Origin of the sequence: Paraglaciecola sp. MB-3u-78 (assembly GCF_002835935.1) — a bacterium.
Classification (GTDB): Bacteria; Pseudomonadota; Gammaproteobacteria; order Enterobacterales; family Alteromonadaceae; genus Paraglaciecola.
The window spans coordinates 148,800-163,200 of the sequence record NZ_PJCF01000005.1; the positions used below are offsets into that span (position 1 = coordinate 148,800).

The following is a 14,401-nucleotide window of genomic DNA, read 5'->3' on the forward strand; positions in this document are numbered from 1 at the left end:
CTTGGGCAAATAAAATAATGCCGCCTTTTAATAACCATTTAGGTTTTGTGGTTGAAGAATGGCGAGAAAAATATATTAAAATGAGTGCTGAACTTAAACCTGAACATCTGAACCGTTCAGATATCCCCCATGGTGGTTTTATTTCGGCCTTATTAGATGCAACCACCGCATTGTCTGGGGCATATAGTGATGACCCGATTGAATATAGAAAAGCGCTGACTTTATCATTAAACATCAATTTTTTAGGGCAAGCACAATCCAACACACTTTATGCCATTGGGAAAGTGACGGCTTCTGGTCGAAATATCTATTATGGTGCCGGTGATGTATATGATTCTTTTGATAATCATATTGCTTCTGGGCAAGGCGTATTTAGGTATAGAAAATAGGGTTCTGATGCTAACGGACAGTCAACATCCACCCAGTGCAATTTCTATTTAACCAGAAGCAGAAAGTGCTTAATATCGCTTAACTTTCTCAAATTGACGACTTGGACGATAGCGACTTAACGCATCGATGTTTTTATTGCCGATTAACTCCTGTGACACCATACGACCTAGGATCGGCGCTAGCGTAACGCCACTATGCGTCACTGCGATGTAGACGTAAGGAACTTCAGTAGAAAATCCTAGGACTGGATGGCCATCCAAAGGCAATGGACGCCAGCCTATATAGACATTTTCTACTTGTGCATTGCTTAATTGGGGCACGTACTTAATGGCATTATCCAATATGCTGTTAGCATGTTGTTGCGCGAGCGCTTCGCTCGGATATTCATTCGGTCTGTTTTGTAATCTGGCACTATGTGCCGAGGTATTTGGTGGACCCGCTTGCTCTCCCAACACGACCCGTCCGTCTAATCGCTGATGAATATGTACCCCCGGAGCTACAATAATTTTGTTTAGTATCGGCTCCATCGGCTCTGTTACCACAATAATACCAGGCGTTGTGCGTTGTGGAATGTCCATTTTAGCGATATCAGTAATAGTGTTTGATGCTGCACCAACCGCAAGCACAAGCTTATTAAAGGTGATAGGACCACAAGTTGTATTTGCCACTCTGGTCGCTGTGGTATCAGTAATACTCTCTAACTTGCACGGGTATTTTACCTTTGCGCCACTATTCATTGCTGCGGATAAGAACCGCTGGGTTGCTTGAGCGGGGTCAACGGCACCATCGTTCTGTGAGTAAGCGATAGCATCGACATCCATGAAATTGACTTTGGGCTCCAATGACTTGGCATTCAATGGGCTAACCATTTTGGCCGCTTCACCCCAGCTTTGTTGTTCTTGTATTTGTTGGCTGAGCTTTTCTTGGCGCTTGGGATTGCCAAACCATTCTAATGAGCCACCCCATTTAACTGGGATATTAAGTTGCTTCGATAATGGATGCCAATAAGCCACACTTTGTTGGTTCAAGGAGTGATAGGCTTTAGGTTGCTTAGCCCAAGATGCATTGATCCAAGCAAAGGTACCCAAAGAAGCATGAGAAGCGGGAGCCTGCATATCAATTACGATCACCTCAACGCCTTCAATGGCTAGATGGTATGCAATTGAGGCCCCAACTATACCGGCGCCCACCACTAAGACTTTTTCTTCAGCTTTCACATGCTGGTTCATAAGTAATAAAATTAAAATAGAAAAAGCAAATGTAAAAAAAGCTTTCATAAGTCAGTATCCTTGCAAGGTGATGTAGTCTCGATAACATCCTAAATGTTTAACAAGCACTAAGGGAGTACCAAAAGAGTCAACACTATACCTATCTTATGTAATAGGCGTGTATTTTGTGATGCTTAAACAGGGTAGCAATAAAGAGGTCCGTCTTTTTGCTATTAGTTAGCTGCATTTTCTACAAATCGAAGTTGACTTCTTGAACAAGATTTTTTGTCGTGGCGGTGATTTTTCCTCGCTGGTTACTCCCTCAAATTTAGGGCAAAAGAGCAGATCCTGCGACCGTAAAAAGGTTGATTCTGTTTAGTAAACAACAGCCTTGCAGCACTATGTTTGTTAATGTAAAGTAACAAGCATGAATGGCTCTTTAATTCCGCTAAGCGAAATATGTGTAGTTCTTGTGAGAAGTAAATAATGAACATAATCAGCAAGTTTTTTAGCGCGGTAGCATTAACGGCTATCACTTTGATTGCGATCCCTGCTGTCGCAGCAACGGTTCTCACCTATGGTGAGCCAGGGCCAAACCGAGGCGCTCGTGCACAAGCCACTAAATGGTTTGCAAATGAAGTTGAGAAGCGCTCTGGCGGTGATTTAAAAATTGATATTATGTGGGGTGGTGCATTATTTAAGGCGAATGCATCGCGACAATCTATTGCTGCAGGAGTAGTCGATTTAGGGACAATTATTCCAGATTACTTTCTAAAAGAGATGGTGTCTTTTTCACTGACTAACTTACCCTTTGAAAATCTAGATCCTTGGGTTGGACTAAAAGCAAACTTTGACCACATGCAATCCCCGGAAGTATCTCGTAGTTTGGCCAAACAAAATTTAGTCTTCGTGTCTTCATATATGCTCTCCAACATTATCATGTTGTGTAAAGGTGATGCAGTGCGTTCAATTGATGATATTAAGGATAAAAAGATACGTGCCATTGGTATCTTTGGGAAAGTATTTGATGATATGGAAGCCAATGTGGTTGGTATGAGCATATATAAAGCTTATCAAGGACTCGATAACGGTTTGTTCGATTGCAGTCTAGGTTATATGAATACTACTGTTGCCCTGAAGCAACATGAGGTGGCGGATAGCTTAACCAAACTTAATTGGGGACTGTATACAGGCTTGGGAATATTTATCAATAAAGATGCACAGGCAAGATTGAGCCCATCTCAGAGGAAGGTGCTTAATGAAGTGGGTGCTGACTTTATCGATTACCTTGGTCGAGATGTGATGAGATCTAACATTGCTGCAGAGCAAAATTTGACCCAAGGGATTGATGGTCGCAAGTTGGAAATTATTAGTCTATCTGCTGCTGATTCCACTCAATTATATTCAGCCAGTCAATTTTATATCACAAAATGGGAAAACGAAGCTAATAAAAGTGGTCTCGATGGAAAAGCCATGGTCGAGAACTACAAAGCCTCCCTGACTAAATATAGCCAAGAACGCGATTCTAAAGGCTACCCTTGGACACGTTAATTTAACCCCATAGAGTGATTATTATGTTGAAAAAAATTGAACAGGGGGCACTGATTATCGCTGGGGTGTGTATTGTCACTCTGGGATTAATGATCACCCTAACCGTTCTTACACGAAATCTATTTGGTTGGGGAGTGACCGACGATGTGGTTATCGTCCGAGAACTCATGGTGGGCGCTATTTTTTTACCACTCGCTTATGTCACAGCAGATTATAGCCACATCACTATAGAGTTCTTATTTAAACGTTTGGGTAAACACGCCAAATTATGGATGTTAGCCATCGGTTCTCTCATCAGTTTATTGATCTTACTGCCACTGGTTTTTTCTGCATGGCAAGGCTTCTTTCATGCAGCAAGTAGTGGTGCCTATTTCTTTGGCGAGTTAGAGCTGCCTGAATGGCCGGGGCGATTTGCCTTTTTTGCTGGTGCAGCACTATTTATTGTACGTTTATCGATAATTCTCGTTGCAGATATGCGAGCGGCTATCACTGGAAATACTAAATACCTCGTGCAGCGAACCGACGCTGAACACGACATAATTGAAGAGGGTTAAGCTGTGGATCCACTGATTCTTGGGCCCATAGGGTTTGCTTGTGCGTTGCTTTTACTGATATTTCGTGTGCCAATCGCATTCAGTTTGGCGGGTGTTTCATCTACATTTATACTTTTATTTTTTGCCATGCGAAATGGCGGTTTTGACATTGTTAGTGCAGTGGCACCTACCCTGTCGATGGTTTCATCTAACACCTTCGCGTTAGTGCATTCTTATGACTTAAGCATGATACCGCTGTTCGTGCTTTTAGGTCATATTGCCTACCATACTGGTATCACTACTGACATCTATCATGCTGCGCGCGTTTGGTTAAAACGCTTGCCAGGGGGGGTTGCCATGGCATCTGTTTTTGGTTGTGGGGGATTCTCGGCGATTACCGGTTCGAGCATCGCTTGCGCATCGGCTATGGGTAAAATCTGTGTGCCAGAAATGTTACGGATGGGCTACGATAAACGCCTAGCTACCTCTACAGTAGCCGTAGGCGGCACGTTGGGTTCGCTGATCCCGCCAAGTGTATTGTTTATTGTGTATGGTATTTTCACCGAAATGTCGGTTAGTCGCCTATTTATGGCAGGTGTGATCCCTGGCATATTATCGCTGGTTGGTTTTTTAGTGGTTATCTACGTATGGGTAAAACGTAATCCAGACGTTGCGCCGGTCGATGACAGCATACTTGAAAAAGGAGATCGCCGAAAAGCAGCAATAAGATGTTGGCCGTCAATGTTGCTTTTTACCATTATTATTGGTGGTATTTATGGCGGTTTATTCACCGCTACCGAAGCTGCAGCAATCAGTGCCTTTGCGGTCATTGTTATTGGTTCTTTACAAAAAAGGCTTAATTGGTCGCAATTTATCTTATCTATTAAGGATACTTGTACCCAAACCACGTCTATCTTTTTTATCGCCGCAGGTGCCAAAATTTTTGTTGGATTTGTGGCATTAACCGGCATGGCACCTGCTTTGGTTGGACTTGTCGAGAGTGCAGATGTATCTCTATGGTTATTGATGGTAATGATCGCAGGGGTCTACCTCTTGCTCGGTATGTTTCTTGACCCATTAGGTATTATGGTGCTTACCCTACCTTTCTTAATCCCCATGGTAGATGGTTACGGATTAGATTTGATCTGGTTTGGGGTGGTCGTCATAAAATTGCTAGAAATTAGCTTGATTACCCCTCCGGTAGGGTTAAACGTGTTCGTCATCGCCAGTGTCACTAAACCCTCGGTTGCTGTGTATGACATTTTTATGGGAGTGGCAAGATTTCTGGTAATGGATGTATTGGTACTGATTGCGATTATCGCCTTCCCAATACTGTCATTATTACTGCCTAACTTTATGATGTAAGTGTCATTCCGCATCTTTTTCGGGATTCAAATTATTTTTCCTTAGATCCAGTCTGGCCAATCCATAGACGCATCTGGTCTTGCCGGTAAAATTGTTCTTGCCAAATGTTTTTTGTGCCCAGAGTTTTGTATTATGAGGTGTCAGTGTCATCATTACTTTCCCAATTTTTTGGCTGACTCACCTGCAATACCAAAGTGTTGTTTGGGCATTTCATTAATAATTACCCGCACACTTTGCTTGGGTGCACCAATCGCACGCACAATGGCATCTGTTATTTCGCTGATGAGCGCTTCTTTTTGCTCATCAGTTCTTCCTTCAATAATATTTATTTGCGCTATGGGCATGTCTTTATTTCCCTGTTTCGTACGTAAAATATAACTTTAAATTAGTCTTTAAATAACCAGCCTTTGAGCAATCTTGTGACCCAGGGCATAACAATATAGGTCAGCAATAACACCTGACCCACCACCACCACTAAACTGCGTAACCAGATATTCATCCCCTCAAACAATGGCTGGAATATGACATTTATGGCCATCACTAATAGGTAAACAACAATGATCAGCACCAACGCCATTTTGTGTGCTGACGGTTTTTTATTTAGCGGCAGTTCCGGCAGATCAAACCAGAATTCCAGTCCCGTTCCTCGCCGGGTTGTGGACTCACCTTCAACCATGGCTTCCAGTTTATCTAACCACTGCTGGCGCAAGTCCGATTGCTCCCATTTCATGCAGTTGGCATAGGTATCAAACCGATAGATAATGACATATTCGTCATCAGTCGAAGGTGCGGGCCTTAGAACATTGCTGCCCATATGGCCGTTATAACCTGACGCTGCTTCTATCACACCGGAAATCCATATTTCATACTCATTCTCATAACCCGCTTTTATTTTGCGGGCAATACTGACGGTGACCGGTCCCTCGTCACCAGGCTCACAAATATCATTTTTGCCATGGCTTAAGGACAATGTACCCGCTTTGTCTTTCACTTAATGTATCTATCCACCTGCTTTTTGCTAAACAAATTTGCCAGATACCGTGCCCAGCCCTTGATAGCGAACACAAAACGAGTCGCCTTTATTCACATGCACCGCAGCGGTGATCGCGCCAATCATAATAAAGGTGCCTGCGGGGATATGCTCACCTCGCTCAGCCAGCATATTAGCCAGCATGGCAACAGACGATGCAGGATGGCCTAATACGGCAGCTCCGGCTCCCAACTGTACCACTTCACCGTTGATTTCCATTACCACACCTAAGTTTTTCAAATCCAGATCTTCAGGTCTGGCCATCGTTCCGCCAGCCACAAAACGACTGGACGAGGAGTTGTCGGCAATGACACTTTTAAGGTCGAATTTGAAATCTTTATAACGGGAATCGATGATTTCCACCGCTGGCATAACAAAGTCTGTGGCACGCAATACGTCACCGATATGCACGCCTGGTCCCACCAATGGGGCTTTGGTAACAAAAGCCAGTTCCGCTTCAACTTTGGGATGGATCAGTTCATCAAGTTTGATCTGCCCACCATCCGGTATTGAAAAATAGTCTGCCAAAAAGCCATAACAGGGTTTTTCTACCCCCATCTGGGCCATTTTGGCCCAGGACGTCAGGCCCATTTTCATGCCAACAATTTTATGTCCGCGGGCTTCCTTACTGCGACGGATTTCCCACTGGATATCGAAGGCATCCTTGTAAGTCATATCCGGGAAGTCGTCGGTTATCTTGGTGACTTCATAGGCCTGCAATTCGGCATCTTCAAGATGTTTAGCAAGCTCTTCAATCTGTTGTTTGCTTAAGTTCCCCATTATATCAGCCCCTTTTCTTTGGCCATTGTTAAAGCTAAATCTTCAATCATATCTTCCTGTCCACCCACCGTACCGCGTCTGCCGAGCTCCACCAGAATATCCCGGGCCTGAATGCCATATTTTGCTTCGGCGCGCTGGGCAAATAACAAAAAAGAACTATAAACGCCAGCATAGCCAAGAGTCAGAGCGTCTCGGTCAACCCGTATTGGATGATCCATTAGCGGTACAACCAGATCCTCTGCCACATCCATAATTTTGTACAGGTCGACACCATGAATGGCTTGCATGCGATCCAGCACCGCAACAAACACCTCTAAAGGCGTATTACCGGCACCTGCCCCCAATCCGGCGACAGATCCGTCAATACGGTTTGCCCCCGCATCGACTGCCGCCAATGAGTTAGCGATGGCCATCCCCATGTTGTGATGACCATGAAACCCCAGTTCCGTTGCTGGATTGAGTTCAGCGCGCAATAGACTTATTTTTTGAGTGACTTCATCAGGCAACATAAAACCGGCGGAATCCGTGCAATAGATACAGTTGGCACCATAACTCTCCATCAGTTTGGCCTGTTCGAGAATTTTTTCAGCACTGACCATGTGGGCCATCATCAGAAAACCGACGGTATCCAACTGCATTTTTGCCGCCATACCGATATGCTGTTCGGAGACATCGGCTTCAGTACAATGAGTAGCCACTCGGATGGTGTGGACACCACAATCCCGGGCCATTTTAAGGTGATCCACTGTCCCGATACCGGGCAACAATAAGGCCGAAACCTTGGCATTTTTCATCTTAGGCACAACCGCATTAAGGTATTCTTCATCGGTATGTGCCGGAAATCCGTAATTTAATGATGCCCCGCCTAATCCGTCGCCATGGGTTACTTCAATCAGTGGAATACCCGCTTCATCCAATCCGGTTGCGACGGCAATCATTTGCTCTATCGATATTTGATGACGTTTGGCATGCATGCCATCACGTAGGCTCATGTCATGGAGCGTTACTTTTTTACCTTTTAAATCCATCACTTTAAGCCCTCGCTGGTAACTTGATTGTTTGGTTATAGGTTTCTTCAGCAAACATTTCTGCGGTGCGTAGCGCGGCTGCCGTCATTATGTCGAGGTTACCTGCGTAGTCAGGCAGAAAATCACCCAAACCTTTCACTTCCATAAATATCGAGACTTTATTGCCATCAAAAACAGGGCCGTTAACCAACTTATAGCCGGGTACGTATTTCTGAACCTCTTTGACCATGTTGTGCACCGACTCGGTTATCTTGGCCTGGTCTGGTGTTTCCTTGGTCAAACAATGAATGGTGTCGCGCATCATTAATGGTGGTTCGGCGGGGTTGATGACGATGATCGCCTTGCCCTTTTTCGCGCCACCGACTTTTTCAACTGCGCCTGAAGTGGTGCGGGTGAACTCATCGATATTTTGACGTGTCCCCGGCCCAACGGAACGGGAAGATACTGTGGCAATAATTTCGCCGTACTCCACCTCTTGTACTTGCGAAACGGCGGCAACCATCGGAATAGTAGCCTGGCCACCACAGGTGACCATGTTGACATTCATTTCCAGTTTTTCAGCGTGCTGTTTGAGATTGACTGGCGGGATACAATATGGACCAATGGCCGCCGGCGTCAGATCAATCATGATCACCCCAAACTCATTCAACTTACGGCTATTTTCGGCATGCACATAGGCTGATGTTGCATCAAACGCAATTCTAATATCATCTTCGATGACCTTGTCCAGCATGCCATCAACACCGCTTGTGGAGATTTTAATGCCCAATTCAGCTGCCCGTTTAAGGCCGGCAGAGTCGGGATCAATTCCCACCATCCAAACCAGCTCTACCCAATCTGAACGCATTATTTTCATTAGTAAATCAGTGCCGATATTACCCGGCCCGATTATTACTGCTTTTAATTTTTTAGACATCGTTAACATTCCTATAGTTAAACAAAACGGACGGAAGCATTGCCAATTCCACCAATACTGACACTCATGAAATCACCGGCTTTGACCGGTTCCAGAGGAACCAGAGAGCCCGACAGGATCACTTCGCCTGCTTTAAGGGGAATACCGAACTGCCCCAGGGTGTTGGCTAACCAGGTCACACAATTGACCGGACTGCCCAGAGCTGCTGCGCCGGCCCCGGTAGATATAATTTGTCCATTTTTTTCCACCACCATGCCGCAGGTGGAAAGATCGACCTTGCTTGGGCAAACCGCTTTGTCACCTAAAACAAACAGACCACAAGATGCGTTGTCGGCAACGGTGTCCTGAATTTTGATCTTCCAGTCTTCAATACGGGAATCGACAATTTCGAAACACGGGATGACACAATCTGTCGCGGCCAACACATCAGCATTGGTAATACCCGGACCAATCAGATCTTTTTTAAGGATAAAGGCAATCTCACCTTCAGCTTTTGGTTGGATCAGTTTTTCGCTGATGGACATTTCTTCACCTTGGCTATAGGCCATGTCATGGGTAAGATAACCAAAGTCAGGCTGATGAACATTGAGCATGGTCTGAACTGCTTTAGAGGTAACCCCTATTTTTTTGCCGATAATTTTTGCACCGGCTTGCACCCTGCGTTCAACCATCCGCAATGAGATGTGATATGCGTCTTCAATGCTAATGTCATTGAAACGTTGAGTTAACGGCTTCACTGTATGTCTTTGTATTAGAGCGTTGTAGAGTTCATCCCCACAAGTCTGTATTTGTTGTTTATTCATAAAGTCCTCAGTCTCTTGCTAATTTGTTTCGTCTTCTGCCAGAAAATCTACCACCAGTTTGGAGAATCTTGTGGCATGTTCTATCTGCGTCCAGTGTCCACAATGACCAAACATATGAAGTTGGGCCTTGGGCAGCCACTCGAAGAGGGTCTGGCTGGTTTGCAAGGGAATAATTTCGTCTTCTCGTCCATGCAAAATCAATGTGTCGTGTGAGAGTGCCCGTATGTCATGCTCTTTACTTTCTAGGGCATCTACCCAGCGCTGTCTGGGCGCTGGAAACATGGCTGAAAAAGCCTCCTGAAAGCCCGGACGAATACTGGCTTGATAGCGCAGTTCGGCCAGTTCATTTGTGACTAAGTTGCGGTCGTAGGCAAATATATCGAGCAGGCCTTTCATTGCTTGCAAGGAAGGCTCGTAGCCCCAAACGGCATTGAGTCCAGGCGTCAGTTTAAATGGCACACCTACACTCCCCATCAACACTAAACTACGCACTCTGTGTGGAAAGCGGATAGCCAGCGCCAGTGCGATCCCACCACCAAAAGAATTGCCAATAAGGTCGATGCGTTCTATGCCTAGCTCATCCAGTAAGTCAATCGTATGGCTTATCCAGCGCTCCAGATTACACAGGTTATTCGCCGGTCTTGCGGTAAACCCAAACCCAAGCATATCGGGAGCGATCACTCGATGGCTTTTGGCAAGTTCAGGCATAGCCAATCGCCAGTTTGCCCAGGCTGTTACGCCTGGACCGGAGCCGTGTATTAGCATGACTGGCGGGCCCGAACCGATATCATGAACATTGGTTTTTACACCTTTGACATTGATGATCTGGCCGATTTCCGGGTTTTTTATCACTGTCATGTAATTGTCCTTTCAAGCCAATACATATGACTTTGATGGTTAATGTGTGCAAGCGCCCTAAAGTTTGATGCAGATGTTCTTCAGCTCGGTATAAAACTCGAGACCATGTACACCGCCTTCACGACCAATGCCCGATTGTTTTGCACCACCAAAAGCGGTTCTCAGATCACGCAAGAACCAACTGTTGATCCATACCAAACCGGTCTCCATCTGTTCAGCAACGCGTATTCCTCGCGCACCGTTTTCTGTCCAAATTGTTGCGGCTAAACCATAGTTGGTGTCATTTGCCAATTCGATAACCTCTTCTTCACTGTCAAAGGGACGAATATGGCAACAGGGCCCAAAAATCTCTTCTCGCACAACACGTGCATCGTCTGCCAGTCCGGTCCAGATTGTGGGCTCGATCCAGGCTCCCTCATTGAGCTCGTCACCCATATCAGGTATGCCGCCACCTATTTCAACTGTGGCGCCTTCTTCAACTGCTAATTGATAATAGGAGTGAACTTTATCTCTATGTTTAAGACTGACTAGTGGGCCGAGATTGGCAACTTTATCTTCGGGTCGGCCAAGTTTCAATTGCGCTACACCTTCTTTCAAACGTTGTACGAATATGTCGTATATAGGCCTTTCAACGTAAACTCGCTCAGTGCCAAGGCATACCTGACCACAGTTAACAAATGCCGAGCGCAAGGTGCCTTCAATGGCTTTTTCCAGATCACAGTCAGCAAAGATAATGCCCGGATTTTTACCACCACACTCCATCGAAATATTGCGCAAACCGACTGAAGCGGCTTTCATGATAGCTTCACCAGTAGAGGTTTCGCCGGTAAACGTGATGGCATCTACCAGGGGATGGCTGGTTAGAAATTCACCTGCGGATGATGCTCCAAAACCATGCACCACATTAAATACACCCGGCGGCACGCCACACTCGTTCATGACGTCACCCAGTAATGTGGTTGTTGCGGGGGTTTCTTCTGACGGTTTAACCACAACGGTATTACCACAAGCCATGGCTGGGCCCACTTTCCAGGTCATTAACAATAAAGGTAGATTCCACGGAGAAATAACCGCAATGACTCCTTTGGGGGTACGATGTCCTGCATTGACCGCCCCTTTACCATCGGGGGTATCAAGACGGAAGCTTTCGGTAGGGTGATTCGCCAGTGTTTCAGCAAACGCTTTAAAATTAGCCGCTCCTCTTGGAATATCAATATGACTTGCCATACTATGGGGTTTGCCTGTATCCAGACATTCAGCTTGCAAAAATTCGTCAAAACGCTCATTAATACGTTCCGCTACTTTGTTGAGCAACTCTGTGCGTCCAGCCTGGGTCAATTTACCCCATGGGCCTTTCAATGCATCTTTAGCTGCTTTTACCGCCGCATCGACTTCCAATTCACCTGCTTCATGAATTAATCCGAGCAAACTGCCATCAACCGGACAGCGATTTTCAAAGGTTTTTCTACTTTGAGAGGCAACATATTTACCGTTAATAAAATGCTTATATTCTTTCATTGTTATCTCTGTTAACTATCTACATTTATTAATCATTCAGGCACAGAAAAGCGGGGGGATACCCGCTGATTTATCCTTAGGTTACAACCGTTAAGAATTTTTCGTTAAGTACACGGTCATGATAAAAGATGGCTTTACCTAGCTCTTCGGTCTTCCAGGTAACCGGCTTATGATCAGGGTAGTTATAATCGCCACCTGCAAACACTTCTGTGCGATTGCCGGATGGATCGAAGAAATAAATTGTCTTGCCATGCGTTAGACCATGACGCGTAGGGCCAATGTCAATAGGCGTATCGGTCATCGATATCAGGTCGGCAGCTCTTAAAATATCTTCCCAACTTTCTAGAAAAAACGAGGCGTGATGGAACTTGCCTTTCTCCTCATGCTTGATGAACGCGATGTCATGGGCTTTAGTAGAGAGAGAAAGAAATTGCGCAATGCGATTGCCTTCAGGATCAACGACTTGTTCGGATAAATAGAATCCAAGGACGTTCACAAATAAATCATGGGTTTCGGCGAGTGCATCACCATAAAACAAACAATGGTCGAATCTGACTGCTCTCATGCCTTTCAAGCCCCGTGGCCAAGCTTCAGGATTAACCTCGTTTAAGCCCCATTTACCGGTATATTTCTTGTCAGTATATAGCTCAAAGCAGTGCCCTGACGCTGAGGTGAATTGTATTCGCCTGCCGCAATCTTTTAAGTCACCTTCAGCAAGGTGCGTAACCGTTAAGCCAAATTCAACAATGTCTTTTTCTAGCTGAATTAAGGAATCTTCATCAACGACTTTGAAAGCCATAAAATCGCATCCTGGCTCATCTGCTTCGCGTAACACGACTGAAAACTTGTCTACTTCACTCCACGCCTTTAAATATACTCTTCCTGATTCATCACTATCTGTTTCAATAAGGCCGAGCAAATCAACATAGTGTTTTAGCGCTGCTTCCATATCCAGTACACGTATTTGGACATGCCCTGGTCTCATTACACCTTTTTTCATTGTAATACCTCATTCAGTTGCTTAGGTTGATAAGCTCTTTATTTGTTGCGAGCTTTTAAATTGGGTGCGCACTCAATCACTAAATGACTTCTTGGCTTTACACGACAAGCCAATGCATACCCATTTTTTCGTTGTTCATCGCTGACATGAGCTTTACTCATGGGACCAAAATCTACTTTTCCTGCAATGATGTTGATTCGACATACTCCACAACCGCCGCCTTTACAGCCTATTGGAATACATGCTATTCCGGTGCGCTGCATAGCATAAAGAACGTACTCGTTCTCACGACAAACAAAAGTCTGTTCGCTGGTTTTGTCGGTAATGTTGAATACACGCATCAATCATCTCTTCATTATATTTTCTTGAACAGTGCAGAACGCTGTCCGTCAGCGCCGTCTGCAGCCGTAATGAATTTCTCCATAAATATGTCTTTTTCAAACAATCTGCCTTGCATCAATGCCGTAATCGCAGCATCTATCATTGGAGGAGGGCCGCATAAATAGGCTTTATGATTAGCAAAACGATTATCGAAATGCGTATTTGCTGCTTGGTGAACAAAGCCCTTGAAACCTTTCCAATCGGCGTCATCTTCTGCATCGTTAAGCGCTGGAATATAGCTAAGGTTTGAGTGTTTTTCGGCTAGCGAGGTGAACAGGTCAGCGTTATACAATTCTTCTTGGTTACGGGCGCCCTGGAATAGAGTGATTTGCCTCTCATCACCTTTTTCCAACAAATCTAAAATCATTGATTGAGGACTTGATAAACCTGAACCACCGGCAATGAAAATCAAATTTCCGGGCTGCGAACTTCTAACAAAGAACTGTCCATAAGGGCCTGATAGAGGCAAAGTTTCACCTACTTTCAATTGCTCATGAATATAGCCAGTAGCCGATCCGCCAATAACGTGACGAACATGCAATTCAACTTCGTGTCCTTTAGATGGCGGGTTAGCGATGGAAAATGCACGAGCCCCATCACAACCGGGAACGTTTAAGTTAATATATTGGCCAGCCTGAAAGCTCATAGCTCGATCTAATGACAGATGAATTCCCTTGATAGTTGGCGACAGGTCGACAATTTTTGAGACTGTCGCCGTGAAGTCTTCAACTGGCAATCCTTCAAAGTCGTCGTCTACGTCAATGTCTGCCTCAATGGTTACATCGCTCTCCACTGTGGCACAGCAAGCAAGGACCTTTCCGTCATCTCGCTCCGAATCCATCAAGGCAAATGACGAAGCCTCACCAACGTCTACGTCACCATCAAGAACCGTAATCTTGCAAGTTGCACAAGTGCCGTGACCACAAGCAAACGGAAGCCATACACCTTGGCGCAGCGCTGCTTGCAAAATGGTTTGGCCTTCTTCTACTTCTATTTGCTCACCAGTAGGCTCCACCGTTACCGTATATGTCATAATAGAA

16 protein-coding genes are annotated in these 14,401 nt (G+C 45.1%); 4 read left to right on the plus strand and 12 right to left on the minus strand.

Annotated features, from left to right (window positions below; all coding sequences use genetic code 11):
* Nucleotides 1-17 precede the first annotated feature (17 nt).
* Nucleotides 18-389, plus strand: coding sequence for a PaaI family thioesterase (locus CXF95_RS11670; protein ID WP_232787801.1), 372 nt, complete (start codon nt 18-20; stop codon nt 387-389).
* 69 nt (nt 390-458) lie between these two features.
* On the opposite strand, the gene CXF95_RS11675 is transcribed toward CXF95_RS11670, so the two are convergent.
* Complete coding sequence (locus CXF95_RS11675; protein ID WP_101198876.1) at nt 459-1,667, minus strand: FAD-binding oxidoreductase; 1,209 nt, start codon at nt 1,665-1,667, stop codon at nt 459-461.
* 417 nt (nt 1,668-2,084) lie between these two features.
* Between CXF95_RS11675 and CXF95_RS11680 the strand changes: the two genes are divergently transcribed.
* The 3 genes from CXF95_RS11680 to CXF95_RS11690 are packed head-to-tail and all read left to right on the plus strand — an operon-like array spanning nt 2,085 to nt 5,047.
* Nucleotides 2,085-3,149, plus strand: coding sequence for a C4-dicarboxylate TRAP transporter substrate-binding protein (locus CXF95_RS11680; protein ID WP_232787802.1), 1,065 nt, complete (start codon nt 2,085-2,087; stop codon nt 3,147-3,149).
* Nucleotides 3,150-3,172: 23 nt separating this feature from the next.
* Nucleotides 3,173-3,703, plus strand: a complete 531-nt coding sequence (locus CXF95_RS11685; RefSeq protein WP_101198877.1) for a TRAP transporter small permease — start codon at nt 3,173-3,175, stop codon at nt 3,701-3,703.
* A 3-nt stretch (nt 3,704-3,706) separates the two neighbouring features.
* The gene (locus tag CXF95_RS11690; protein WP_101198878.1) at nt 3,707-5,047 is read left to right on the plus strand and encodes a TRAP transporter large permease; all 1,341 of its coding nucleotides are present in this window, start codon (nt 3,707-3,709) and stop codon (nt 5,045-5,047) included.
* A 152-nt stretch (nt 5,048-5,199) separates the two neighbouring features.
* On the opposite strand, the gene CXF95_RS11695 is transcribed toward CXF95_RS11690, so the two are convergent.
* The 11 genes from CXF95_RS11695 to CXF95_RS11745 form a co-directional block, all read right to left on the minus strand.
* Nucleotides 5,200-5,391, minus strand: a complete 192-nt coding sequence (locus CXF95_RS11695; RefSeq protein WP_101198879.1) for a 2-hydroxymuconate tautomerase — start codon at nt 5,389-5,391, stop codon at nt 5,200-5,202.
* 41 nt (nt 5,392-5,432) lie between these two features.
* Nucleotides 5,433-6,038 carry an antibiotic biosynthesis monooxygenase gene (locus CXF95_RS11700; RefSeq protein WP_101198880.1) on the minus strand — a complete coding sequence of 202 codons (606 nt, stop codon included), beginning with the start codon at nt 6,036-6,038 and terminating at the stop codon, nt 5,433-5,435.
* 27 nt (nt 6,039-6,065) lie between these two features.
* Nucleotides 6,066-6,857 (minus strand): 2-oxo-3-hexenedioate decarboxylase, encoded by a 792-nt coding sequence (gene dmpH / locus CXF95_RS11705; RefSeq protein WP_101198881.1) that lies wholly within the window; start codon nt 6,855-6,857, stop codon nt 6,066-6,068.
* Nucleotides 6,857-7,885: a 4-hydroxy-2-oxovalerate aldolase gene (dmpG, locus tag CXF95_RS11710; protein WP_101198882.1), complete on the minus strand. Its 1,029-nt coding sequence runs from the start codon at nt 7,883-7,885 to the stop codon at nt 6,857-6,859. Before dmpG ends, dmpH begins: the two co-directional genes overlap by 1 nt.
* A 4-nt stretch (nt 7,886-7,889) precedes the next feature.
* The gene (locus CXF95_RS11715) at nt 7,890-8,801 is read right to left on the minus strand and encodes an acetaldehyde dehydrogenase (acetylating) (protein WP_101198883.1); all 912 of its coding nucleotides are present in this window, start codon (nt 8,799-8,801) and stop codon (nt 7,890-7,892) included.
* Nucleotides 8,802-8,818: 17 nt separating this feature from the next.
* Nucleotides 8,819-9,604 carry a 2-oxopent-4-enoate hydratase gene (gene dmpE / locus CXF95_RS11720; RefSeq protein WP_101198884.1) on the minus strand — a complete coding sequence of 262 codons (786 nt, stop codon included), beginning with the start codon at nt 9,602-9,604 and terminating at the stop codon, nt 8,819-8,821.
* An 18-nt stretch (nt 9,605-9,622) separates the two neighbouring features.
* Nucleotides 9,623-10,369 carry an alpha/beta fold hydrolase gene (locus tag CXF95_RS11725; RefSeq protein ID WP_304528694.1) on the minus strand — a complete coding sequence of 249 codons (747 nt, stop codon included), beginning with the start codon at nt 10,367-10,369 and terminating at the stop codon, nt 9,623-9,625.
* A 150-nt stretch (nt 10,370-10,519) separates the two neighbouring features.
* Nucleotides 10,520-11,980 carry a 2-hydroxymuconic semialdehyde dehydrogenase gene (locus tag CXF95_RS11730; protein ID WP_101198886.1) on the minus strand — a complete coding sequence of 487 codons (1,461 nt, stop codon included), beginning with the start codon at nt 11,978-11,980 and terminating at the stop codon, nt 10,520-10,522.
* 76 nt (nt 11,981-12,056) lie between these two features.
* Nucleotides 12,057-12,980: a catechol 2,3-dioxygenase gene (locus CXF95_RS11735; protein ID WP_101198887.1), complete on the minus strand. Its 924-nt coding sequence runs from the start codon at nt 12,978-12,980 to the stop codon at nt 12,057-12,059.
* A 38-nt stretch (nt 12,981-13,018) separates the two neighbouring features.
* Nucleotides 13,019-13,321 (minus strand): 2Fe-2S iron-sulfur cluster-binding protein, encoded by a 303-nt coding sequence (locus CXF95_RS11740; protein ID WP_101198888.1) that lies wholly within the window; start codon nt 13,319-13,321, stop codon nt 13,019-13,021.
* A gap of 14 nt (nt 13,322-13,335) precedes the next feature.
* Nucleotides 13,336-14,394 (minus strand): NADH:ubiquinone reductase (Na(+)-transporting) subunit F, encoded by a 1,059-nt coding sequence (locus CXF95_RS11745; RefSeq protein ID WP_101198889.1) that lies wholly within the window; start codon nt 14,392-14,394, stop codon nt 13,336-13,338.
* Nucleotides 14,395-14,401: the final 7 nt, after the last annotated feature.

Bases quoted from the DNA above. Each gene is read 5' to 3' on its own strand.
- CXF95_RS11685 (WP_101198877.1), top strand. From the start codon at position 3,173: ATGTTGAAAAAAATTGAACAGGGGGCACTGATTATCGCTGGGGTGTGT.
- CXF95_RS11740 (WP_101198888.1), bottom strand. From the start codon at position 13,321: ATGCGTGTATTCAACATTACCGACAAAACCAGCGAACAGACTTTTGTT.
- CXF95_RS11725 (WP_304528694.1), bottom strand. From the start codon at position 10,369: ATGCTAATACACGGCTCCGGTCCAGGCGTAACAGCCTGGGCAAACTGG.
- CXF95_RS11715 (WP_101198883.1), bottom strand. From the start codon at position 8,801: ATGTCTAAAAAATTAAAAGCAGTAATAATCGGGCCGGGTAATATCGGC.
- CXF95_RS11675 (WP_101198876.1), bottom strand. From the start codon at position 1,667: ATGAAAGCTTTTTTTACATTTGCTTTTTCTATTTTAATTTTATTACTT.
- CXF95_RS11745 (WP_101198889.1), bottom strand. From the start codon at position 14,394: ATGACATATACGGTAACGGTGGAGCCTACTGGTGAGCAAATAGAAGTA.
- CXF95_RS11730 (WP_101198886.1), bottom strand. From the start codon at position 11,980: ATGAAAGAATATAAGCATTTTATTAACGGTAAATATGTTGCCTCTCAA.
- dmpH (WP_101198881.1), bottom strand. From the start codon at position 6,857: ATGGGGAACTTAAGCAAACAACAGATTGAAGAGCTTGCTAAACATCTT.
- CXF95_RS11735 (WP_101198887.1), bottom strand. From the start codon at position 12,980: ATGAAAAAAGGTGTAATGAGACCAGGGCATGTCCAAATACGTGTACTG.
- dmpG (WP_101198882.1), bottom strand. From the start codon at position 7,885: ATGGATTTAAAAGGTAAAAAAGTAACGCTCCATGACATGAGCCTACGT.
- CXF95_RS11670 (WP_232787801.1), top strand. From the start codon at position 18: ATGCCGCCTTTTAATAACCATTTAGGTTTTGTGGTTGAAGAATGGCGA.
- dmpE (WP_101198884.1), bottom strand. From the start codon at position 9,604: ATGAATAAACAACAAATACAGACTTGTGGGGATGAACTCTACAACGCT.
- CXF95_RS11695 (WP_101198879.1), bottom strand. From the start codon at position 5,391: ATGCCCATAGCGCAAATAAATATTATTGAAGGAAGAACTGATGAGCAA.
- CXF95_RS11680 (WP_232787802.1), top strand. From the start codon at position 2,085: ATGAACATAATCAGCAAGTTTTTTAGCGCGGTAGCATTAACGGCTATC.